Raw genomic sequence first — 24,089 nt, 5'->3', positions numbered from 1 at the left:
CTTGAATTACTTCCTATAAATATCATAACTTTAAAGTGGAAAAAGTTATCCATAAAAAATAAATAAATGTGGATAACTATAGTTATCCACATTATTATCCCCATTTATTTCCTTTATAAATATTGAATTTTTAATAGTTATCCACAAAATTTAATAATAACTAAAAAATTGTTAATTATTTGTTAATTAGATGTTAGTAATTGTTATTAAAATTAATTTCAATTAATTAGCTTTTTAAAATATTATAGCTTTCTAATTCCAAAATATCATTAGGTAAACGAATAATAATTCTTTCATTTCTAAAAATAATAAGTCAAGGACGCGTAAAGTTTTGTTAGGTAGGAAAAGGTTTAAATAATTTTGAAAAAAAAGTAATCACAATTTAATTATCATTTTATCTAAAAAATAAGTAATAAAACAAAATATTTAATATTAACAAACATAATCTTAATAAAAGGTTATAAAAACTCACTAAAATGCTTATAAAAACAACATTAAAATAATTTTTTACAAAAAAAATCATACATAAGAAATATATACTTAATTTGCATATTGAAATAATTTATAGTAAATGATTATTTTTTCTTTTTTTAAAAATACTTAAGAAAACTAAACGCGACCTATGTTGTTATTTAGTTTGACTTAATAAGGATATGTCTGTAAAATTAATTGGAACTATAATTACTTTTTTAAAGTTTTTTTATTTTAGTTTAAAAACAGTAACTTATTTTTAAAGAGGAGAATGACAATGAAAAGAACCTATCAACCATCAAAAGAAAAAACAAAAAAAGTTCATGGTTTTCGTTCAAGAATGGCAACAGTTGCAGGAAGAAAAGTTTTACAAAACCGACGCAGAAAACAACGCGCTAAGTTAACAGTATAAAAGGATTTAAATACACCTTGCAAAAGAAATTTCGTTTAAAAAAGAATTATGATTTTCAAAGAATTATTAATGGAAAACAAAAAATTCATAATAATTCATTTGTTATTTATTATGCAAATAATTCATTAGATCATTGTCGTTTTGGAATATCAGTTAGTAAAAAAAATGCGAATGCTGTTAATCGTAATCGGATTCGTCGCCAAGTTCGTTCAATGTTACAAAAGGTTTGATGCTTAAAAAATAATAATATGGATATTATTATTTTAGTAAGACCACCTTATTTAAAACAGGAATATAGTAAAAATCAAAGATTTTTAGATATTTTGTTAAAAAAAATTATTAAATAATGGAGAAAAATTATGGACTATAAAAAATATTTATTTGCGCCTAATAAGCCACAAACTCCATGGTGAAAACAAGTTTGAAAATTTGGTAAAATTTTCATTTATACCTTTTTTATTGTTACCTTTTTATGAGGTTGTGGACAGATGTTTGATCCTAATGTGTCAACAAGTGGAAAAACTACGGGTGCAGGTTCAATATTTGGTACTTATTTTGAATTACTTTTCCCTGGTGATGGCAATAAGACACATTTTATAAATGGTGAAGAAGAATTACCTTTTAATGGTATTTCTAGTTGAAGTGAAGCTTGAACAGTTACTAAATCACCATTTTTTGGTTTATTTGTTTATCCAATTGCTGCATTATTATGAGTATTACTAAAAGGTTTTAGTGGTGGAATTGCTGCTGAACCAACAGCAGCTGCAGCAATTGGAGCAATGTTTGTTACCGCTTTAATAATTAAATTAATTACTTTAGCCTTTTCTTGAAAATCGCAAAAAAATCAAGAGAAAATGCAAGCAATTCAATTAAAACAAGGCGAGATTCAAGCAAAATATAAAGGTTCAACTGATCCCCAAGCAAGACAAAAAATGCAATTAGAATTAATGGGATTATATAAAAAAGAAGGGGTTAAACCTTTAGCATCATTTGCAAGTTTATTTTTATCAATGCCATTTTTATATGCGATGTTTATGGTTGTTCGTTCAATGAGAATTTTGAAAGAACAAGAGTTTGGGGCAATTTCTTTTACAATAACGCCGTGAGAAGGGTTAAAAGCAGGAGACTGAGCATATTTAGCAATTGTTTTTGTTTATTTACCAATTCAAATTATTTCAATGTTATTACCAATGTATTTAAATCGTGGTAAGAAAAAAGTTTTTACTAAAGAATCGAAAGCAGCACAAAAGAAACAATTAATTACACAGTTAATTATGACGGGGGTGTTTATGTTACTGGTCTTTACAATTGGTTCAGGAGTTGCGATATATTGAATTTTTTCTGGGGCGTTGCAAATTGGACAAACAGTTTTATTTCATTATATAAATAAGAATGCTAAGTATAAAAAGAAAAAATAAATTTGGAGTTGAATTAAATGGAACAAAAAATATTTAAGAAACGCGAAGATTTAAAAACTTTTATTGAGCAACAAGATGAACCCCATTTTTACATTATTAAAGAAGAAATTAAAACATTTTTAAAAAAACAAGTGATTGCCTTAATATATAATATGAGTGATGTTAAAACCTATTTAGTTGGTGTTTTGCAAGGACTTTTAACAGAGTTAGACTTTAATGATATTGAAATTAAAATTTCACAAATTAACTATGAAACGATTAAAGTTAATATTAATTGTGATAATAATGCGTTATTAATTGGTAAAAATGGTTATGTATTAAGTTCTTTACAAAATTTATCTAACTGTTATTTATCAAGTAAGTTTCATCGTCGTTATATTGTTAAAGTTGATGTTAATGACTATTTTCAAAGACAAGAGAGTAATTTAATTAATTTAGCAAAAAACACTGCTAAAAAAGTATTGTTTACTAAAAATGATATGGCATTATTACCAATGCCTAATAATCAGCGAAGAATTATTCATAATGAATTAAAAAAATTCGATAAGGTTATTAGTGAATCTCAGGGTTCAGGTAATAAAAGACATATTGTTATTAAATATCTTGAAAGCAGTGAAATCTAGTCGTTAATGTCTAGATTTTTATTTTTAAAAAAGAAATTTGGTGATATTTATGATTAATGATACGATTATTGCTTTAGCAAGTGCTCCTCTTAAACAAGCCATTGCTATTATTAGAGTTAGTGGTCCAGAAACATTTTCACTTATTAATAAAGTATTTAGTAGAAATATTTTAAATGCTTCAAAAGAAAAATATTTCGGAAGGATTATTAATCCTAATACAAAGATAATTATTGATGAAGTAGTTTTAGTTTGCTACTATAAAAGTAGTTCATTTACTGGTGAAGATACTATTGAAATTAATTGTCATGGTAGTATGTTAATTGTTAATAAAATTATTCATTTATTATTAACAATTATGAAAAATGATAATATTCGGTTAGCAACTGCGGGCGAATTTACAAAAAGAGCATTTTTAAATGGAAAAATTGATTTATTACAAGCACAAGCGGTTAATGATTTAATTAATGCGCCTAATGATGAAGCGTTAGCATTAGCAATGAATAGCTTAAATGGTAATAATAGCAAATTATTAAAAGAACTTGAAACAAGATTATTAGAGTTAATAGCTAATATTAGTGTTAATATTGATTATCCTGAATATGATGGGGTTGAAAACTTAACCCAAAAATTAGTTTTAACTCGTACAAATGAACTTTATAGTGGTTTATTAACCATTACTAAACAAAGTAAAATTGCTCAGGTTATTAATGATGGCATTGATACTGTAATTATTGGTAAACCTAATGTAGGAAAATCAACTTTATTAAATGCTTTATTAAAAGAAAATCGCGCGATTACTTCAACAATTGCTGGAACAACCAGAGATATTGTTACGGGAAAAATAAATATTGATAATATTTCTTTAAACTTAATTGATACCGCAGGAATTAGAAATACTAATGATATTATTGAACAATTAGGAATTCAAAAATCAAAACAGTATTTAGAAAAAGCCCAGTTAATTTTATTAGTGCTTGATGGTAGCAATATTTTAGATGATAATGATATGTTATTATTAGAACTAGTTAAAGATAAAAATTGTATTATTGTTATTAATAAAGTTGATTTACAACAAAAACTATCTGTTTCGCTTTTGCCATTAAGTTCAGTCCCAATAAGTGCTTTAAACAATGATTTTAATACCTTAATAGATAAAATTAAAGAGATGTTTTTACAAGAAAAAATTAATTATCATAATAATTTAATTTTGACATCAACCCATCACCAAATGTTATTAGATAAAATTACAATGACAATTGATGAAGCAATTCAAGCTTTAAACAATAGTATGCCGTTAGATTTAGTAATCCTTCATTTTCAAGAAGCGTGAGATTATTTACAAGAAATTAATGGTAAAATAATTAAAGATAATCTCTTAGATGAAATGTTTAGTCGCTTTTGTCTAGGTAAATAAGGAGTTTAATTAGTGAATGGTTTATTTGATACGCATTGTCATTTAGTCTCAGATTCATATCAAGATGAAGATATAAATAATATTTTAGAAGAAGCGAAATTAATTGGTGTTAATTTAATTTGTAATGTTGGTTATGATTTAAAAACTAGTAAATTAGCAGTTGACCAAGCATTTTCTTCACCCGATGTATTTGCAGCTGTTGGCATTCATCCTAACGATGTTAGTAATCATCAAGAACACCATCTTTATGAATTGGAAGAACTAATTAAAACAGGAAGTGTTTGTGCTATTGGTGAAATTGGATTAGATTACTATCGCAATCAAGATAGTAGTGATTTACAAAAAGAATGATTTATTAAACAAATTAAATTAGCTAAAAAATATCAATTACCAATTTTAGTTCACATTCGTGATGCTTTTGATGATGCTTATGAAATTTTAAAACAATATGATGTTGTTGGCATTATGCATTGTTTTTCAGCAAATACAAAAACTGCTAATAAGTTTATTGAATTAGGATATTATATTTCTTTTTCAGGAATTCTTACTTTTGAAAATGCTAAAGATTTGCAACAAGTTGCTAAAGATATTCCCTTAAATAAAATTGTTTTAGAAACTGATGCTCCGTATTTAACACCTGTTCCTTATCGGGGAACAAAAAATTATCCAAAAAATATTATTTTTACTGCTAAAAAATTAGCAAGTTTAAAAAAAATATCCTTAAATGATGTTATTATCACAACAACAAATAATGCGAAACGAATTTTAGGAATTAACCTGAAATGTAAAATTAAAAAGGACACTTATATAAAAAACAAATTGTGTTAATTCTATATAATTAAGAAAAGAAAGGAATTAGCACAATGTATAAGTATCTGACTATTGAATCAATAATAGCAATAAAAGAATATAAAAGTTATGGATTTTCTATTCGTAAAATAGCAAAAGCAATTGATTATAGTAAATCAACTGTACACAGAGTTTGTAAATTATTAAATCAAAACTTATTACCATTAGAAATATTGAATCAAGTTCAAAAAAATAAACAAAATGCAGGTAGAAAATTAATAATTTTAACTTTAACAGAAATTAATACTATCAATCATTTGTTAATTACTAAAAATTATGCTCTTGATATAATTGCTGATTTTTTAAAGAAAAATAAAATAAAAAATATTTCAACAAAAACTTTATATAACATGTTTAAAACAAATCGAATGGGTTTTGATGAAAAAAATTTATTGAGAAAAGGCAAAAATAAACCTCATAAACAAAAAGAAACTAGGGGCAGAATTAATAATTGTAAATCTATTCATGAAAGAAATTTAATCATTCCAAATATTAAAAATATACAAGAATTTGGCCATTTAGAGGGAGATACTATCGTTGGTAAAGATCATAAAAGTTCTATTATTACTTTAGCTGATATATGATCAAAAACCACAATTCCTTTGAAAACTAAAAATCATAAAGCAGAAAGTATTACACAAAGTACAAAGTATAATAAAATTTATTTCAAAATTAATACCAGGAACAATTAAAACTATTACTTTTGATCGTGGTAAAGAATTTAGTAAATGAAAATTAATTGAAAAAAATTGTAATGTTAAAATTTATTTTGCAGATGTCGGAAAACCTTGTCAAAGAGGTTTAAATGAGAACAATAATGGTATTTTAAGAAGATATTTACCAAAATCTACTGATTTACCTTCATATAAACAAAAAGACTTAAATTCTATAGCATTTCAAATTAATTCTACACCCAGAAAATCATTATCTTATAAAAGACCAATAGATTTAATACAATTATTTTAAAAAACTGTCCCATTTATATTTACAATTCAGGTAAATAAAAAAATGCTCTTATAAAATTTAAGAGCATTTTTTTATGTTTGTAATTTTATTTTTTTATAAAAGCCAAATTGTAAAGTTAAGTGCAACTAAATTATTTTTCTAACCAAATATTCGATTGGCGAAAGATAATTTAGTATTTTTCTTGGTCTTTGGTTTAAAGACAATATAAATTTATGAACTACATTTTTAGTAGTGTTTGAAAAATTAAATTTTTTAGGAAATTTTTCTCTAATTAAACCATTAGTATTTTCATTAGTACCTCTTTGTCAAGGTGAATATGCATCAGCAAAATAAATTTTCACATTTAAATTTTTTTCAAGTTGTTGTCAATTAGCAAATTCTTTACCCCTATCAAATGTTATAGTCTTAACAAGATTATTTGGAAGAATTGATAAATAATGACTAATATTTTTGTTAATAACTTTAGTAGCTCTATTTTCAACTAATATTGCTAAAGTAAATCTTGATGTTCTTTCAACTAAAGTTATTAAACATGATTTACTTTTACCTCGTGATGATACTACAGTATCACCTTCTCAATGGCCAAGAGTTATGCGATTATTAACATTTCGTTCTTTAATGGATTTACCATTAAATTTACCCCGATTTTCTTGAGATTTTCGTTTCTTACCTTTTCTTCTTAAATTTTTACTAGTAACCTTTTCAAGTAATCCAGAATAAATTCAATTGTAAATTGTTTTAAAACTAATAATTCATTCTTGATGAAAATTTTTAATTCTGCCATAAATTTGTTCAGGCGATCAACCTAATAATAATTTTTGTTGTACATATTTTACTAATTCTCTATTTTTAAATTTATGAAAATAAACATGTAATTGTTTTCTATTTTCTGCTTTATTTTGTGCAATTAATGAAAAATAATGATTATTATCTTTATTTCTATTAACTTCTCGATTAATAGTACTAATACTTCGATTAAGATTTTTAGCTATTTCACTAATTTTTACTTTAAATTTCAATTGATTCTCAATATAAATTCTTTCATCTATGCCAAGATGTTTGTATCCCATATAAAAACTCCTTAAATTTACTTTTTCTAAAATAAACTTAGCATCATGAAATTTTTATATGAAATCTTTTGCAATTTTATTTACTTGCACTTACAAGTATAATTCAGCAAAAATCTTAGTAAGAATTTTGAATTTGTTCAAAAATATCAGTTTCAAACTTTTTAGTACCATTAATAACTGCTAATAAAGGATATTCACCAATTTTAGTTGGTAATTCTAACTTTTCTGTAATGTATTTATCCATTCCTTTTAATAATGCCCCACCACCACAAATCGTAATGCCATTTTTATAAATATCACCAGATAGTTCCGCTGGAGTTATTTCTAATGTTTGAGTAATTACTTCAATAACTGGTAGCATAGCTTGTTGTAAAACTTGCCGAATTTCTTCTGGTTTTAAGATTGCTGCTTGGGGTCTACCATTAACATAGTGCCGACCATAAATTTTAAAATTATTTTCATCATCATATTGTGTTAAAGAACCAATTTTAATTTTAATATTTTCTGCTGTCGTGCTACCAATTTCAATTCCATATTGAGTACGAACATATTTTTGAATTTCATTATTAAAATAGTTTCCTGCAATTTTAATAGATTTAGATAATACAATGTCACCAGATGCAATAACGGCAATATCAGTAGTTCCGCCTCCCATATCAATAATTAGTTGCCCGTGAGGACTATTAATATTTACGCCACCACCAATGGCCGCCATTTTTACTTCTTCTTCAATAAACACTTTTTTAGCACCTAGATTGTGACCAATTTGTTTTAAAGCTTTCTTTTCTAAATCAGTAACGGCTGAAGGACAAGCCAGTAATAATGCTGCGTCATTAATACGGTTTAAAATTTTTAAATTCATAAAAATATATTGTAATTGGGCTTCTGTAGCTTTAACATCACTAATAACCCCATTGGTCATTGGTTTGATAACACGAATATTTTTATTACCTTTTCCTACCATTTTTCTAGCAGCTTCGCCTACTGCAATAATTTCATTACGATTAATATTGTATGCAATAATTGAAGGTTCATTATAAACAATGCCTTCTCCTGAAATATAAATTAATGTATTTGCTGTGCCTAAATCAATTGAAATATATTTAGGTTTTTGCCTTTTTCCTTTGAAACTAAGTATGTTCATACGATTTATTTCCTTTCTTACGATCCATTTTCTATTAAAACTAAAATGCTATTTAAATAGCATTTTAACCTATAATACATTTTAACAAAGTATTTAGTAATATGCTATTAGATTTGCGATATTACTAGCAATGATATTAGCATATTACACTGATAGTAGTATTTTAGTTTTAAAGGTAAATTACCGTAAATAATAATTTTTCATAATTAAACTGATAAATAAATGAAGGCAATGATTTGTAACTCATTGCCTTTTTAAAAAATTAACTAATTTAAAATATCAAGTTTAAACTGCTATTAATAAATATTTATTATTATTTTAATTTTGTAATAATAAATTAAAAATGTCAATTATTTTGATATTTTTTAACCAAAACGACGGTTTCGCGCTTGAAATTCAATTTCTTCACGAATTGAATTTTCTCAAGATTTAGTACCTTCAATAACACATAGTAATGGATTATTAGCAATATTAACAGGAATAGTAAATAAAGCTTTAAAATGTTTTTCAATTCCTGGGATTAAAGCACCACCACCACAAAAGTAAATTCCATTGCGGAAAATGTCACCAACTAATTCTGGATCAGTTTTTTCTAATACTTCGGCAATTAAGTCAGCAATATTGTTAAAAAATGGTAGTAAGATTTCTTTGATTTCACTATTATTTACGCGAATTTGTTTTGGCATTCCGTCAACCATACCTCGGCCATAAACTTCTAAATAGACTTCACTAGCATCTTTATGTAATGTTCCTAAGGTTCTTTTTAAGGTTTCACCAGTTTTTTCACCAATAATAATATTATGGCGAGCTCGTAAATATTTTTGAATTTCAGTTGTCATATGTCTCCCAGCAACTTTAATTGAACTAGAAACAGCAATATCTCCTGATGAAAGAACAGCACAATCGGTAGTCCCCCCACCAATATCAACAACAAGATTACCTTCAGGATTACTAATATTAATACCAGCGCCAACAGCTGCCATTTTTATTTCTTCTTCAATAAAGACACTTTTAGCACCTAATTTACTTGCCATTTCTTTTAAAGAATTATGTTCTAATTCCGTAACTGATGAAGGGGCTGCTAATAAAACAATGGCATTTTTTCATATTTTAAATAATTTAATTTTTTCAAAAATCGCCTTTAATAGTTCTTGAGTTGCTTTTAAATCACTAATAACCCCATCACTAATCGGACGCACTAAGCGAATGTTTTTATGTTCCTTACCAATTAAACTATAAGCATCATTTCCTAAAGCGACTAAGGATTTCTTTTTAATGTCATATGCCATTACTGAGGGTTCGTTAAAAACAATTCCACGGTTTGATGAATATATGACAAGGTTTTCTGTGCCGAGATCAATTGATACATAGTTTTTAATCATACAATTCTCCTTTTTTATTTTTTACTTATTTTTAATTTTATCATTAAATAAAATTAAGTATATATTTTTGTAAAAACTATTTATAACCCTTGATAAATTTCTTTTTCAATCCGTTTTGTACCCTCAATAACACATTTTAAGGGGTCATTAGCAACTTTAACTTTAATATTAAACTTACTACTAAAATATTCATCAATCCCTGCTATTAGGGCACCACCGCCACAAATTGTAATGCCATTTTTAATAATATCCCCAGCTAATTCTGGCGGGGTTGATTCCAAAACTTCAGTTAAAACTTCTGAGATGCGATTAAATTGGGTAATAATTACGGGTCTAATTTCGTCAGCAGTAATATTAATTTCTTCGGGTCTTCCCGAAAGAACATTACGACCATAAGCAATGAATTTTTTATTTTCTTTCGTTTCACTTAAAGAACTAATTGCATGTTTTAATTCAATAATACTTTTAATACCAATAGAAATATTATATTGACCACGAATATATTTTTTAATTTCATCATCTAATAAGTTACCTGCTACTTTAATACTTCGAGAAATAATAACGCCTTTTGATGCAATAACGGCAATATCAGTAGTTCCGCCACCAATATCTAATACTAAGTTACCACTTGGCAAATTAATATTAATGTCAGCCCCAATGGCCGCCATTTTTACTTCTTCTTCAACAATAACAATTTTTGCTCCCATATTGTAAGCAACTTTTTTTAAACCATCGCGCTCTAATTGTGTAATCCCCGATGGGCAAGCTAAAACAACAATGGCATTTTTTCACATATTTGATAATTGCAATTTTTTAAAAATAGCTTGTAGTAAATCTAAAGCTGCGTCTAAATCAGAAATAACTCCATCAACTAGTGGTTCAATAATTTTAATATTGTCATTAGTTTTACCAATAATTTCAAAGGCTTCGTGTCCTAAAGCAAATAATTGGTTATTTTTTGATAAATCATAAGCAATCATTGAAGGTTCGTTATAAACAATTCCTTGTCCTGCGATATAAACTAATGTATTTGCTGTTCCTAAGTCTAAAGCAATATAATTACGCTTTGTGCCTTTAAGGAAGCGCTTAAATTTTTCTAAAATGTTTGTCATATCGATACTCCTTTTCTTCTGAATTTATTTTATCAAATTTTAAAGTAATTCTAACGGCAAAATGTCCTATTTTATAAAATAGGACATTCAAAAGTTTTTAAACATTAATAATTTTAATTTTGTAATAATAAATTAGAAATATCAATTATTTTGATATTTTTTAACCAAAACGACGATTTCGTTTTTGTGACACTTGAAATTCAGTATCATTTTGGTTTTCTTCAATAATTGCTCTTGCTAAAGTATCACTAAGTTTTTTTTCAAAACTTTTTGTACCATTGATTACCGACATTAATGGATCATTAGAAATCCTTACAGGAAATTCAAAAATACTTTCAAAGTATTTATCAATTCCTTTAATTAATGCACCACCGCCACAAATGGTAATACCATTTTTAATAATATCACCAGCTAACCCAGGAGGGGCACTTTCTAAAACATTAATTGTTAAATCAATAACTTTAGAAAAAACATGTAGCATTACATTGCGAATTTCTTCAGGATTAACAAGAATTCTTTTCGGTAAACCAGAAACAATATCACGACCATATTTTTCAGTTTTCTTTTCATTAGGAAATTTAATTAAAGAGCCAATTTCACATTTGATTTCTTCAGCAGTTTTTTCACCAATAACAACATTTTGTTCTGATCTTAAATATTTTTGAATTTCTTCATCAATGTATCTGCCAGCAACTTTAATCGAACCAGAAACAATAATGTCACCAGAAGCAATAACGGCAATATCAGTAGTTCCCCCACCAATATCTAATACTAAATTACCAACAGGTAAATGAATGTTTATTCCAGCCCCAATGGCCGCCATTTTTACTTCTTCTTCAACAAGAACATGACTTGCGCCCATTTCTGATGCAACTTTTCTTAAAGCTGTTCGTTCTAATTCAGTAACACCAGATGGACAAGCCAATAGGACAATAGAATTTTTTCAAACATTAGTTAAACGAATGCGATCAAAGATGTAGCGCAGTAAATCTGTTGTTGCTCCTAAATCAGAAATAACACCATCAACTAATGGTGTTACCATACGAATATTGCTATGAGTTTTTCCCACCATTTCGTATGCGGCACTTCCAACAGCAATTAATTTATTAGTACGAACATCATATGCCATTACTGAAGGTTCGTTATAAATAACACCTTGTCCAGATACGTATGCTAATGAATTAGCCGTTCCCAGATCTAGTGATAGGAAGTTAGCTTTTTTTTGATTAAACATCAACTTAAATCCTCCTTTTTAAATTTAGATAATCACAATAATTATAGTATATAAAATTTATTTTTCAATCAATATAATTTCTTTTTAAAAGTTAAATGACTATTTTGTGAAATTATCATCATCTTTATTTTAATTATGAGATATTTTAAGAAACTAAGTCAACATAAAATTAATAAAAATTTTGTAAAAATCACAAATAGTTAGGACATTTGATTTTTAACTAGTTGTTGCAATTGGTAAATTAAGTAATATTGTTGTTTTACCTTTTAGTGGTTGATAACCTAAAATCGTTATTTTAACAATTTTGTTAGTAGTTGATAAGTCAATATATCTAGGTTTTCCTCAACTAAAATATTCATCAAAACCAATAACAAAATTATTTTCAGTTACTGAACTTTCTCGTTCTTTTAATATTTTTAATATTTCTGGTTTGATTGCTAAATTTAATTCATATTCTTTAACTTGTTGAGGATTTGTTGCCTTAATTTCGGTAATTATAATTGAAGTAATATAGCGAACATCTTTATTTTTAAAGTATCTTAATATTTCATTTTCTTTGATGATTTGAGCATCGTTATTATTTTTATTAGGTTGCAAATTTGGTTTATTTATAGTGAAGCTATTATTTTTTTTTTATTCTCACAAGAAATTAAATTTACTGTTCCAGCGACTGTTAAAATAGTTTCTCCTAAAATTATCAAAATTTTTTTCATATTTTATTATCCTTTATTTTATTTTTTACTTGATATTGTAATAAGAGTAATGCTGATTTGTTGTAAGACTTTAAACTTTTATTATGCTTTATTCGGTTTTAATTAATTATAAATTGCATTTTTAACACTAATATTATTTTCTTCATCAACTTGTTTTAAAAATTGATATTAATTAATACCATACCATAGAGTTATGAGAAGGTACAAATCTTTTTATAAAAATGGTCAAGGCAGATTTAATGGTGATTTTAATATTTTTTTAATTGTGCAAAGTATTGGGGATGGTAAATTTTTAATAAAAATTTAATAATATTTTATTTACTATGTTATAATTATATGATATGAAAAACTATTATAGGATTTAAAAATGAAACCACAAGCAGTACTTTTAAAATATAATTTACATCCGATGAAAAAATGAGGACAGAATTTTTTAAATAATGAACAAATAGTTAATCAAATTACGAATAGTTTTAGATGTGAGAATACTGATGGCATTTTAGAAATTGGAACCGGATTAGGAATAATGACAGTTAGTCTTTTAAAAAAGGCACAAAAAGTAGTTAGCATTGAAATTGATAAAAAATTAATTCCAATTTTAAATGAACAATTTAAAAATGAAGCAAATTTTAAACTTATTAATGATGATTTTTTAAATGTTAATTTACCATTATTAATTAAAGAACATTTTGTTAATATTAAACGAGTTCATATTGTTGCTAATTTACCATATTATTTAACTTCACCAATTTTATTTAAATTATTAGATAATGTTCAATATTTTACGAGTTTTACATTAATGATGCAAAAGGAAGTAGCTCAAAGAATTACTAGTTTACCAAATAATAAAGCATATAGTAATTTAAGTGTAATTTGTCAGTATTATAGTAAAGTGAGTATTCCTTTAAAAGTAAGTCGTCATAATTTTTTTCCTGAACCTAATGTTGATAGTTGAATTGTTCATTTTGCTTTACAAAAAAATTATCAAGTTGATAATGAAAGAGAATTTAATGATTTTGTTCGCAAATTATTTGCTATGAAAAGAAAAACTTTACTTAATAATTTAAATCTGATTACTAATAATAAACAAATTTCTGAATCATTAATTTTAAAATTAAATTTACCTTTAACCATTAGAAGCGAACAGTTAACAATTGAACAGTTTATCAATTTATACCATTTTGTTAAAGATAATGGTAATATAATATTAACGAGGAGGTCATTTAATGACAAATAATAGTTATGAGCATGTTGCTTTTTTTGGATTGAATGCCAGTAAAAAATTAGCACAAGAAATTTGTAATATTCTTAAAGTTCCTTTACAGGAAGCAAAAGTAAATAATTTTGCAGATGGTGAAATTTCTGTTGAATCTTTAATGTCAGTTCGTGGTAAAGATGTTTATGTAATTCAATCAACATCATTTCCAGTTAATGAAAATTTAATGCAATTATTAATTTTTATTGATGCTTTAAAACGAGCATCAGCTAATAAAATTAATGTTGTAATTCCATATTTTGGTTATGCACGACAAGATCGGAAAGCAAAAGGGCGACAACCAATTACTGCCAAATTAGTAGCTAATATGTTAACTGGTGCTGGTGCTGATCGGATTATGTTAGTAGACATTCATTCATCACAAATTCAAGGTTTTTTTGATATTCCTGTTGATGATTTATGATCAAGTCATGATTTTGCGGAATATTTTTTAGAAAAAAAACTTAATAATGTTGTTGTAGTATCGCCAGATCATGGTGGTGTTACCCGAGCGCGACATTTAACAACTTATTTACCTGGCGAATTAGCAGTTGTTGTTAAAAAACGCCCTGAACCTAATGTTAGTGAAGTTGAATTTGTGCTTGGTGATATTAAAGATAAAAACTGTATTATTATTGATGATATGATTGATACGGGTGGTACCATTGTTAATGCAGCGAAAGCATTAAAAGATGCTGGTGCCAAAACTGTTTATATTGCTGCCACGCATCCAATATTTAGTGGTAAAGCTGTGGAACGGTTAAAAAATGCGGTCGCTAGTGGTATTGTGAATGAAGTTGTTGTTACTAATTCAATTGAATTGTTAGAAGCAAAAAAATTTACTGGTTTAAAAATAATTTCTATTGCTGGTTTTTTAGCGAAGATGATTAATGCTTCTATTAATTGTGAATCATTGTCAGAAATATATGCTACTCGTTCAAAAAAATTATCAAATTTACAGGAGTAATAGTTAATTAACTCGCATTCTAGCGAGTTTTGTTTATTTAATGAATTTTTTGCGAAAGGTTAAAAAAATGAAATTAATTGTAGGTCTAGGAAACCCTGATAAAAAATATGTCCATACGCGACATAATATTGGTTTTCAAATTATTGATGCTTTAGTTAAAAAATGAAATATTAAGTTAGATAGTAAAAAAATGGATGGTCAATATGGTAAAACGATTAAAAATAATGAAAGTATTATTTTGTTAAAACCATTAACATATATGAATTTATCAGGATATAGTGTTTCATCAATAACTAATTATTTTAAAATTGCAATATCCGATATCATTGTTATTTATGATGATGTTGATTTACAACTTGGAGTTATAAAATTACGGCATAGCGGTAGTAGCGGTGGTCATAACGGTATTAATAGCGTTATTAATAGTTTAAATAGTAATAAAATTAAACGGATTAAAATTGGTATTGGTAAAGATAATGCTTATGATACTAGTTCTTGGGTTTTAGGTAAATTTACTAATAAAGAACAACCAATCATTGATGACACCGTTAATAAAGTTTTAAATATTATTGATGATTTTGTTGTTGATTTTAATTTTGAAAGAGTTATGAATATTTATAATTAAGTTTTGTAGTAAAATACAAGTAATAATAAAATAATTAAAGGAAGTAATGAAATGAGAAATACATTAGCAATTATTGGTAGTCAATGAGGTGATGAAGGAAAAGGCAAAATAAGTGATTATTTTGCGCAAAATAGTGCCGTTATTGTTCGCTGAGCTGGTGGTGATAATGCTGGTCATACAATAGTTTTTAATAATGAAAAATATAAGTTAAATTTAGTTCCGTCAGGGATATTTAATGAGCAAGCAATTAATATTATTGCTAATGGTTGTGTTATTAATTTAGAAAAGTTAATTATAGAAATTAAAAGCTTACAAGATAAGGGTTTTTCGTGTCGTAACTTAAAAATTTCAAATCGTGCCCATATCATTATGCCATATCATTTAAAAATTGATGAATATCAAGAAGCAAAGCGAAAACATATTATTGGGACAACTAAAAGAGGCATTGGGCCCACATATGAAGATAAAATCGCAAGAGTAGGCATTAGAATTTGTGATTTAGAAAATCCATTAACATTAAAAGCAAAATTAGAAAATGTTATTGCGATTAAAGAAGATATTTTAAAACAAATATATCAAGATAATTTGCATATTATAGTAGATGATTTATTAAAACAATGTCAAGAGTGATATGCGGTAATTAAACAATATGTTTGTGATACTTCATTATTATTAAATAATTTAATTAAAGCAAATCAAAAAGTATTATTTGAAGGTGCCCAAGGAGTAATGCTAGATATTGACCACGGAACATATCCTTTTGTTACTAGTTCTAATCCCTCAGCATCATCAATTGCTGTTGGGGCAGGAATTGCTCCGTGAATGGTTAATAATATATTAGCAATTAGTAAATCATATAATACTCGTGTTGGTAGTGGTGTATTAATTACGGAAATGAATGCTGAAATGGCCCATACAATTAGAGAAGTTGGTAAAGAATATGGTACGGTATCATTACGACCACGCCGGATTGGTTGATTAGATATTGTTGTTTTACAACATGCAAGTCGTGTTAATGGGTTTACATCATTAGCAATTATGCTTTTAGATGTTTTAAGCAATATTAAATTATTAAAATTATGTGTTGCTTATATTTATAAGGGTGAAAAAATTAATTATATTCCCGCTGATATTGAAGAGTATGAAAAATGTCAACCAGTTTATATGGAATTAGCTGGTTGAGAAGCGGATATTACAAAAGTAAAATCGTGAGCAGAGTTACCTGAAAATGCTAAAATTTATTTACAAACAATTAGTAAATTAGTTGATTTACCATTGGCATTATTTTCTGTTGGTCCAGATCGTGAACAAACAATTTTATTAACTGAAATATTTTAAGAAAAAAGAGGTTTTAATTAATGGCAACAGTAGCAATTTTTTTAGCAACTGGTTATGAAGAAATTGAAGCAATAACTGTTATTGATATTTTACGAAGAGCAAAAATTAATATTGATATTATTAGTAGTGAAAATAAAGATTTTATTGTGGGTGCTAATAATATTACTATTAAAAGTGATTATTATTTTAGTCAAATGCCTAATGATTATGCGATGCTAATTTTACCTGGTGGAGCGACGGGTGTTAATAATTTACAAAAAAATGAACATTTAATGAACTTATTAAAAACATTTAATGAACAAAATAAATTTATTGCTGCGATTTGTGCTGCCCCGCAAATTTTAGGATTGTTAGGCATTGCTAATAATAAGAATATTAGTGTTTATCCTGAGTGTTTCAATGGTTTAGAAACTGCTAAAATTATTAGCAATGAAGCGGTTGTTATTGATGGTCATATTATTACGGCATCATCACCTGGTGTTGCGATTAAGTTTGCTTTACAACTAGTCGCAATATTAACTAATGATAATATTAAAGAAATGATTACAAAGCAGTTAGTAATTTTATAAATCTATTTCCATAAAGGAGGAACAAAGATGATTAAGCGTTATCAAACAAAAGAAATGAAAGTGATTTGAAGTGAAGAAAAGAAATATGATACTTGATTAAAAGTAGAATTATTAGTGTGTGAGGCATGAGGCAATTTAGGATTAATTGATAAATCTGATTTAAAAAAATTGAAAAAAGTTAAAGTTGATTTAAAATTAATGAATAGTTTAGAAAAGCAAACACAACATGATATGGTTGCTTTTACAAGAATGTTATCACATAGTTTAGAAAATGAAAAACGCTGAATTCATTTAGGATTAACTTCAACTGATGTTGTTGATACCGCCCAAAATTATTTAATTAAGCAAGCAAACGATGTTATTGCTAAAGAACTGCAAAAATTATTAGATAATTTAAAACTAAAAGCTTTAAAATATCGGAATTTAATTTGTATTGGCAGAACACATGGCATATTTGCCGAACCGACTTCTTTTGGTTTAAAATTTGTTTTATGGTATGAAGAAATTAATCGGCAAGTGGAAAGATTTTTGTTAGCTCGTAAGCAAATTGAAGTTATTAAAATTTCTGGTGCGGTTGGTAATTATGCGAATGTTGAACCAGTTGTGGAGGATTTTGTCAGACAAGAGTTAGAATTAGGTGTTGATAATATTTCAACACAAGTAACCCAAAGAGATCGGCATGCCTTTCTTTTTAGTGTTTTTGCAAATATTGCTTCCACATTAGAAAAAATTGCTCTTGAAATTCGTCATAGTCAGCGAAGTGAAGTTGATGAAATTCGCGAAGGATTTTCATTAAACCAAAAAGGTTCTAGTGCGATGCCTCATAAACAAAATCCAATTGGGAGTGAAAATATTTGTGGGTTAGCGCGTCTGATTCGTGCTAATAGTGTTGTTGCTTATGAAAATAATTTGTTATGAAATGAAAGAGATATTTCGCATAGTTCTAATGAAAGAATAATTATTAGTGGAACATTTTCATTATTACATTTTATTTTAAAGCGGATGAATGCGATTCTTAATCTTTTAGAAGTTAATGAAAAAAATATTGCTTTAAATATTGAAAAAACATTTAATACTTTTTTTAGTCAAAGATTATTATTAGAAATTATTAAGAAAACCCAATTTTCTCGTGAAGAAATTTATGATTTTTTACAAGAGTGTACTTTTGCTAGTTTAAAAGAAAAACGAGATTTTAAGGAAGTTGTTAAAGAATATAAAATTTCTAAATATTTAGATGATGAGCAATTAGAAAAATGTTTTGATATTAATTATTTTGTTCGTAATGTTAATATTATTTATGAACGGGTTTTTCCTAAAAGAGAATAGGATAAGATAATAATGATTCAGAAAAGTTTTCGTAATGAGCAGTCATCGCTATATTTAGTAGCAACACCAATTGGCAATTTAAAAGAGTTAAATAGTCGGATTGCAGAAACTTTACAACTGGTTGTTGTAATTTTTTGTGAAGATACAAGAGTAAGTAAGAAAATATTACAACATTTTAATATTAAGAAAAAACTTATTTCGTTACATCAACATAATGAAAAAGAACGAATTGATTTAGTATTACAATTTTTAAATAATAATCAATCAGTTGCTTTGCTAAGTGATGCTGGCTATCCATTAATATCGGATCCCGGATATCAATTAGTCCAAGCAGTAATTGCTAAGGAATATAATGTTGTTAGTATTAGTGGTTCTAGTGCGTTATTAAATGCTTTAGTTTGTTCGGGATTACCACCATATCCGTTTTCTTTTTGAGGTTTTTTAGACCACAAAGTAGGAAAACTTAAACAACAAGTTGAACAATTAAAATATCGTTCTGAATCGTTAATTTTTTATGTTGGTGTGCATCATTTAGAAAAAACATTAAGGGTGATGAAAGAAATTTTAGGTAATCGTGATGTTTGTTTAGCAAGAGAGTTAACGAAGATGTATGAAACTATTTATCGAATGCCATTAAATGATATTATTAACCTTGATTTAACTTCATTAAAGGGTGAATTTGTGTTAATTGTTAAAGGATATGAAGTGGTGGTTGATTATCGTTCTTTAACTATTAAAGACCACATTATCTTAGTAGCTAAAAAGCAAAATATTACTATTAAAGAAGCAATTAAGGAAGTAGCAAATATGCGAAATCTTCCTAAAAGTCTTGTATATCAAGTCTATCATCAAGATTAACCCTAGGAGGGGGCGTATAAAGTTTTTATAGGTCTAAAATATATATCTTTTAATGAGACAACCAGAAATGGTTGTCTTTTTGCATTTTAAGGCGGTAGATAAATTAATCAGAATTAAGTGAAATGGAATATAAATAAACATCAATGGATAAGTGGCCATTATTTATTGCTGTAACGATATAAGTTATAGGTGCTAATAAATTAGTGCTTATAAATATTTTTAATCGTGCAGTAATTAATAATTTGTGTTGCAACCAAACTTAGTTAACTTAGTTTATGTAACAGAATATGAACTTTAAAAATCTGAATAAATCAGAATTTTAAAAATTAAAACTAAATTTTTATAACTAAGTATATAAAAACTTAGTTTAGAAAGGATTAAAAATATGTTTATAAAGAAAAACCCTAATGTAGAAAACTTTTTAATGCCAAATTGTAAAGTTAAGTGCAACTAAATTATTTTTCTAACCAAATATTCGATTGGCGAAAGATAATTTAGTATTTTTCTTGGTCTTTGGTTTAAAGACAATATAAATTTATGAACTGCATTTTATTTTTAGTAGTGTTTGAAAAATTAAATTTTTTAGGAAATTTTTCTCTAATTAAACCATTAGTATTTTCATTAGTACCTCTTTGTCAAGGTGAATATGCATCAGCAAAATAAATTTTCACATTTAAATTTTTTTCAAGTTGTTGTCAATTAGCAAATTCTTTACCCCTATCAAATGTTATAGTCTTAACAAGATTATTTGGAAGAATTGATAAATAATGACTAATATTTTTGTTAATAACTTTAGTAGTTCTATTTTCAACTAATATTGCTAAAGTAAATCTTGATGTTCTTTCAACTAAAGTTATTAAACATGATTTACTTTTACCTCGTGATGATACTACAGTATCACCTTCTCAATGGCCAAGAGTTATGCGATTATTAACATTTCGTTCTTTAATGGATTTACCATTAAATTTACCCCGATTTTCTTGAGATTTTCGTTTCTTACCTTTTCTTCTTAAATTTTTACTAGTAACCTTTTCAAGTAATCCAGAATAAATTCAATTGTAAATTGTTTTAAAACTAATAATTCATTCTTGATGAAAATTTTTAATTCTGCCATAAATTTGTTTAGGCGATCAACCTAATAATAATTTTTGTTGTACATATTTTACTAATTCTCTATTTTTAAATTTATGAAAATAAACATGTAATTGTTTTCTATTTTCTGCTTTATTTTGTGCAATTAATGAAAAATAATGATTATTATCTTTATTTCTATTAACTTCTCGATTAATAGTACTAATACTTCGATTAAGATTTTTAGCTATTTTACTAATTTTTACTTTAAATTTCAATTGATTCTCAATATAAATTCTTTCATCTATGCCAAGATGTTTGTATCCCATATAAAAACTCCTTAAATTTACTTTTTCTAAAATAAACTTAGCATCATGAAATTTTTATATGAAATCTTTTGCAATTTTATTTACTTGCACTTACAAGTATAATTCAGCAATTTTTACTAGTAACCTTTTCAAGTAATCCAGAATAAATTCAATTGTAAATTGTTTTAAAACTAATAATTCATTCTTGATGAAAATTTTTAATTCTGCCATAAATTTGTTTAGGCGATCAACCTAATAATAATTTTTGTTGTACATATTTTACTAATTCTCTATTTTTAAATTTATGAAAATAAACATGTAATTGTTTTCTATTTTCTGCTTTATTTTGTGCAATTAATGAAAAATAATGATTATTATCTTTATTTCTATTAACTTCTCGATTAATAGTACTAATACTTCGATTAAGATTTTTAGCTATTTTACTAATTTTTACTTTAAATTTCAATTGATTCTCAATATAAATTCTTTCATCTATGCCAAGATGTTTGTATCCCATATAAAAACTCCTTAAATTTACTTTTTCTAAAATAAACTTAGCATCATGAAATTTTTATATGAAATCTTTTGCAATTTTATTTACTTGCACTTACAAGTATAATTCAGCAATTCTCTATTTTTAAATTTATGAAAATAAACATGTAATTGTTTTCTATTTTCTGCTTTATTTTGTGCAATTAATGAAAAATAATGATTATTATCTTTATTTCTATTAACTTCTCGATTAATAGTACTAATACTTCGATTAAGATTTTTAGCTATTTCACTAATTTTTACTTTAAATTTCAATTGATTCTCAATATAAATTCTTTCATCTATGTCAAGATGTTTGTATCCCATATAAAAATTCCTTAAATTTACTTTTTCTAAAATAAACTTAGCATCATGAAATTTTTATATGAAATCTTTTGCAATTTTATTTACTTGCACTTACAAGTATAATTCAGCAAAAAATCAGCAATTATATCAAGAGCATAATTTTTAGTAATTAACAAATGATTGATAGTATTAATTTCTGTTAAAGTTAAAATTATTAATTTTCTACCTGCATTTTGTTTATTTTTTTGAACTTGATTCAATATTTCTAATGGTAATAAGTTTTGATTTAATAATTTACAAACTTTGTGTACAGTTGATTTACTATAATCAATTGCTTTTGCTATTTTACGAATAGAAAATCCATAACTTTTATATTCTTTTATTGCTATTATTGATTCAATAGTCAGATACTTATACATTGTGCTAATTCCTTTCTTTTCTTAATTATAGAATTAACACAATTTGTTTTTTATATAAGTGTCCTTTTTAATTTTACATTTCAGGAAAGACAATCATTGCTGACTGTCTTAATACTTATTCAAATCTTTTCCCACCTAATAAAACTTTATGCGCCCATAAGTAAAGTTGTTAACAACAAATATCAAATTATTTAAAATTAATGGCGGAGCAGACGAGATTCGAACTCGTGCGCCAATTGCTTGACCTAACTCCTTAGCAGGGAGCCCTCTTAACCACTTGAGTACTGCTCCATAGTGATTATCACACATAAATAATTATATCTAAAAATTTTAAAAAATAACATCCAAAATTTTTATTTTTATTCATAATGCTTTTTAAGTTGTAATTCCTTTAAATATAATGGTTCTAAATCATCAACATTAGTTACTTTTTTACATAAATGTTTAATTTGTAAAAAATTTTCTACTACATCAATCCGATGATAATCTTCAATTAACTTAAATTTTTTTCATTCTTTTTTCAATAATAATAAATTATTTCTTGTAACCACTTGTTCCAAAACCATCGGATGAAAATTATCATAAACCGCAACAAAAAATTGATCAGTTTTAGCATTAATAACACTAATCGCCTGCTTGTTACCAACTTGCAATAATAAACTATTCGTAACAAAAACTTGCAAGGTCTCATTAACAGCTTTCATTGTTTTCGCAATTGTAATTCCCACCCGAATTCCAGTATAACTTCCCGGACCAACAGTTAAATATAAACTATCAATATCAAATCAACTTAATTTATGATTAGTTAACATTTCATCTATTAAAACTGTTGCCTTCTCAGTGTGTTTTTGATGATTTCAAATTTGTAAACTATCTAATAAACCACGGTCATCTTGTAAAATAATTACTAAATATCCATTTGTTGTATCTAAAAATAATGTTTTCATTATTCTTCACCTTCATTTAATGTTCCTAAAATATTTAAACCAGTAAAAATTAAATCATTAATAAATTGATAATCTTGCAAAATATTTTTAACAAAAAAATAATTACCACCTAATATTATTACTACTGAATCTTTTAATTGTTTTTGATAAGTTTCCACAATACCTTTAATTGCCATCGCATGACCATAAATAATACCAACGCTTAAACAATCTTTAGTATTCTTAGCAATCATTTCTGGTGGCAAAAATCAAGGATCTTTTTTCAATAAAGCTGCTTTTTCAATTAAAGCTTCAGCACTTGTTAGTAATCCTGGCAATATTGCACCACCAATAAACGAATTATCTTTAATACACGAAATCGTTGTTGCTGTCCCCATATCAATAATAATTATATTACGATTTGGATAAATACTAACAGCCCCTACCGCTGCTGCTATTAAATCAGCACCCAAAGTAATAGCATCATCTAAAACAAATTTTAAATTTGTTTTTAACACACTATCAACAAGTAAATAATTCCAACAATATTTTTCAACTAATAATTCAATTACCGAATTAAATTGCGGTTTAACACTACTAACAATACATCGTTGAATTTTTAATAAAAATGGTTCAAGAACTTCTTCCATGCAAGATAATAATTTATCAACATTAATATTACTAGATAATTGCTCATAAAATACTTTTTGATTTTCTTGATAAACACCTAAATGAATTAAACTATTACCAATATCAACTAATAACTTCATAAATATCCTCCT

The 24,089-nt window shown here is 26.2% G+C and carries 24 protein-coding genes, 1 tRNA gene and 2 pseudogenes; 14 read left to right on the top strand and 13 right to left on the bottom strand.

Annotated features, from left to right (window positions below; genetic code table 4):
* The first annotated feature begins 748 nt into the window (after positions 1-748).
* From rpmH to AACK97_RS07540, 7 genes and pseudogenes are all read left to right on the top strand, one after another.
* Positions 749-883, top strand: a complete 135-nt coding sequence (gene rpmH / locus AACK97_RS07570; protein ID WP_215826699.1) for a 50S ribosomal protein L34 — start codon at positions 749-751, stop codon at positions 881-883.
* A gap of 17 nt (positions 884-900) precedes the next feature.
* The gene (rnpA, locus tag AACK97_RS07565; RefSeq protein ID WP_338967806.1) at positions 901-1,230 is read left to right on the top strand and encodes a ribonuclease P protein component; all 330 of its coding nucleotides are present in this window, start codon (positions 901-903) and stop codon (positions 1,228-1,230) included.
* A gap of 12 nt (positions 1,231-1,242) precedes the next feature.
* On the top strand, positions 1,243-2,301 hold the full coding sequence (gene yidC / locus AACK97_RS07560; protein WP_338967804.1) for a membrane protein insertase YidC: 1,059 nt from the start codon (positions 1,243-1,245) through the stop codon (positions 2,299-2,301).
* A 17-nt stretch (positions 2,302-2,318) separates the two neighbouring features.
* Positions 2,319-2,924, top strand: a complete 606-nt coding sequence (locus tag AACK97_RS07555; RefSeq protein ID WP_338967802.1) for a protein jag — start codon at positions 2,319-2,321, stop codon at positions 2,922-2,924.
* Positions 2,925-2,973: 49 nt separating this feature from the next.
* Positions 2,974-4,338, top strand: a complete 1,365-nt coding sequence (gene mnmE, locus AACK97_RS07550; protein WP_338969021.1) for a tRNA uridine-5-carboxymethylaminomethyl(34) synthesis GTPase MnmE — start codon at positions 2,974-2,976, stop codon at positions 4,336-4,338.
* A 12-nt stretch (positions 4,339-4,350) separates the two neighbouring features.
* Positions 4,351-5,166, top strand: a complete 816-nt coding sequence (locus AACK97_RS07545; RefSeq protein ID WP_338967800.1) for a TatD family hydrolase — start codon at positions 4,351-4,353, stop codon at positions 5,164-5,166.
* A gap of 35 nt (positions 5,167-5,201) precedes the next feature.
* A pseudogene (locus AACK97_RS07540) lies at positions 5,202-6,153 on the top strand (IS30 family transposase).
* Positions 6,154-6,278: 125 nt separating this feature from the next.
* Here the strand turns inward: AACK97_RS07540 and AACK97_RS07535 are convergent.
* The 6 genes from AACK97_RS07535 to AACK97_RS07510 form a co-directional block, all read right to left on the bottom strand.
* The gene (locus AACK97_RS07535; protein ID WP_338967798.1) at positions 6,279-7,223 is read right to left on the bottom strand and encodes an IS30 family transposase; all 945 of its coding nucleotides are present in this window, start codon (positions 7,221-7,223) and stop codon (positions 6,279-6,281) included.
* Between the two features lie 115 nt (positions 7,224-7,338).
* Positions 7,339-8,367 carry a rod shape-determining protein gene (locus AACK97_RS07530; RefSeq protein WP_338967797.1) on the bottom strand — a complete coding sequence of 343 codons (1,029 nt, stop codon included), beginning with the start codon at positions 8,365-8,367 and terminating at the stop codon, positions 7,339-7,341.
* A 365-nt stretch (positions 8,368-8,732) separates the two neighbouring features.
* Positions 8,733-9,749 carry a rod shape-determining protein gene (locus AACK97_RS07525; protein ID WP_338967795.1) on the bottom strand — a complete coding sequence of 339 codons (1,017 nt, stop codon included), beginning with the start codon at positions 9,747-9,749 and terminating at the stop codon, positions 8,733-8,735.
* An 80-nt stretch (positions 9,750-9,829) separates the two neighbouring features.
* Positions 9,830-10,861, bottom strand: coding sequence for a rod shape-determining protein (locus tag AACK97_RS07520; protein ID WP_338967793.1), 1,032 nt, complete (start codon positions 10,859-10,861; stop codon positions 9,830-9,832).
* A 160-nt stretch (positions 10,862-11,021) separates the two neighbouring features.
* Positions 11,022-12,095: a rod shape-determining protein gene (locus AACK97_RS07515; RefSeq protein ID WP_338967792.1), complete on the bottom strand. Its 1,074-nt coding sequence runs from the start codon at positions 12,093-12,095 to the stop codon at positions 11,022-11,024.
* 216 nt (positions 12,096-12,311) lie between these two features.
* Entirely contained in the window at positions 12,312-12,692 is a 381-nt protein-coding gene (locus AACK97_RS07510) for a hypothetical protein (protein WP_338967791.1), read from the bottom strand.
* Between the two features lie 483 nt (positions 12,693-13,175).
* On the opposite strand from AACK97_RS07510, the gene rsmA reads away from it, so the two are divergent.
* The 7 genes from rsmA (at position 13,176) to rsmI (ending at position 19,746) form a co-directional block, all read left to right on the top strand.
* Positions 13,176-14,045 (top strand): 16S rRNA (adenine(1518)-N(6)/adenine(1519)-N(6))-dimethyltransferase RsmA, encoded by an 870-nt coding sequence (gene rsmA, locus AACK97_RS07505; RefSeq protein ID WP_338967790.1) that lies wholly within the window; start codon positions 13,176-13,178, stop codon positions 14,043-14,045.
* Positions 14,035-15,030: a ribose-phosphate pyrophosphokinase gene (locus tag AACK97_RS07500; RefSeq protein ID WP_338967789.1), complete on the top strand. Its 996-nt coding sequence runs from the start codon at positions 14,035-14,037 to the stop codon at positions 15,028-15,030. Before rsmA ends, AACK97_RS07500 begins: the two co-directional genes overlap by 11 nt.
* A 67-nt stretch (positions 15,031-15,097) precedes the next feature.
* On the top strand, positions 15,098-15,655 hold the full coding sequence (pth, locus tag AACK97_RS07495; protein WP_338967788.1) for an aminoacyl-tRNA hydrolase: 558 nt from the start codon (positions 15,098-15,100) through the stop codon (positions 15,653-15,655).
* A gap of 51 nt (positions 15,656-15,706) precedes the next feature.
* On the top strand, positions 15,707-16,993 hold the full coding sequence (locus AACK97_RS07490; RefSeq protein WP_338967787.1) for an adenylosuccinate synthase: 1,287 nt from the start codon (positions 15,707-15,709) through the stop codon (positions 16,991-16,993).
* Positions 16,994-17,013: 20 nt separating this feature from the next.
* Positions 17,014-17,562, top strand: a complete 549-nt coding sequence (locus AACK97_RS07485) for a DJ-1 family glyoxalase III (protein ID WP_338967786.1) — start codon at positions 17,014-17,016, stop codon at positions 17,560-17,562.
* Between the two features lie 27 nt (positions 17,563-17,589).
* Entirely contained in the window at positions 17,590-18,888 is a 1,299-nt protein-coding gene (purB, locus tag AACK97_RS07480) for an adenylosuccinate lyase (protein ID WP_338967785.1), read from the top strand.
* Positions 18,889-18,900: 12 nt separating this feature from the next.
* Positions 18,901-19,746 carry a 16S rRNA (cytidine(1402)-2'-O)-methyltransferase gene (gene rsmI / locus AACK97_RS07475; RefSeq protein ID WP_338967784.1) on the top strand — a complete coding sequence of 282 codons (846 nt, stop codon included), beginning with the start codon at positions 18,901-18,903 and terminating at the stop codon, positions 19,744-19,746.
* 518 nt (positions 19,747-20,264) lie between these two features.
* Here the strand turns inward: rsmI and AACK97_RS07470 are convergent.
* From AACK97_RS07470 to AACK97_RS07440, 7 genes and pseudogenes are all read right to left on the bottom strand, one after another.
* Positions 20,265-21,146 (bottom strand): IS30 family transposase, encoded by an 882-nt coding sequence (locus tag AACK97_RS07470; RefSeq protein ID WP_338967783.1) that lies wholly within the window; start codon positions 21,144-21,146, stop codon positions 20,265-20,267.
* 76 nt (positions 21,147-21,222) lie between these two features.
* Positions 21,223-21,642: a helix-turn-helix domain-containing protein gene (locus AACK97_RS07465; RefSeq protein ID WP_338967782.1), complete on the bottom strand. Its 420-nt coding sequence runs from the start codon at positions 21,640-21,642 to the stop codon at positions 21,223-21,225.
* 80 nt (positions 21,643-21,722) lie between these two features.
* The gene (locus AACK97_RS07460; RefSeq protein WP_338967781.1) at positions 21,723-21,983 is read right to left on the bottom strand and encodes a helix-turn-helix domain-containing protein; all 261 of its coding nucleotides are present in this window, start codon (positions 21,981-21,983) and stop codon (positions 21,723-21,725) included.
* A gap of 107 nt (positions 21,984-22,090) precedes the next feature.
* A pseudogene (locus tag AACK97_RS07455) lies at positions 22,091-22,381 on the bottom strand (helix-turn-helix domain-containing protein); the annotation flags it as partial.
* A 201-nt stretch (positions 22,382-22,582) separates the two neighbouring features.
* Positions 22,583-22,672 (bottom strand) — tRNA-Ser (locus tag AACK97_RS07450).
* Between the two features lie 68 nt (positions 22,673-22,740).
* Positions 22,741-23,328, bottom strand: a complete 588-nt coding sequence (gene tsaB, locus AACK97_RS07445; protein WP_338967779.1) for a tRNA (adenosine(37)-N6)-threonylcarbamoyltransferase complex dimerization subunit type 1 TsaB — start codon at positions 23,326-23,328, stop codon at positions 22,741-22,743.
* Positions 23,328-24,077 carry a type III pantothenate kinase gene (locus tag AACK97_RS07440; RefSeq protein ID WP_338967777.1) on the bottom strand — a complete coding sequence of 250 codons (750 nt, stop codon included), beginning with the start codon at positions 24,075-24,077 and terminating at the stop codon, positions 23,328-23,330. The genes tsaB and AACK97_RS07440 overlap by 1 nt, the downstream gene beginning before the upstream one ends.
* Between the last annotated feature and the right edge of the window lie 12 nt (positions 24,078-24,089).

Source organism: Spiroplasma endosymbiont of Lonchoptera lutea, from assembly GCF_964019715.1.
GTDB lineage: Bacteria > Bacillota_I > Bacilli_A > Mycoplasmatales > Nriv7 > Nriv7.
The sequence above is the reverse complement of the archived record's forward strand: the minus strand, read 5'-3'. Positions and strand labels throughout refer to the sequence as shown.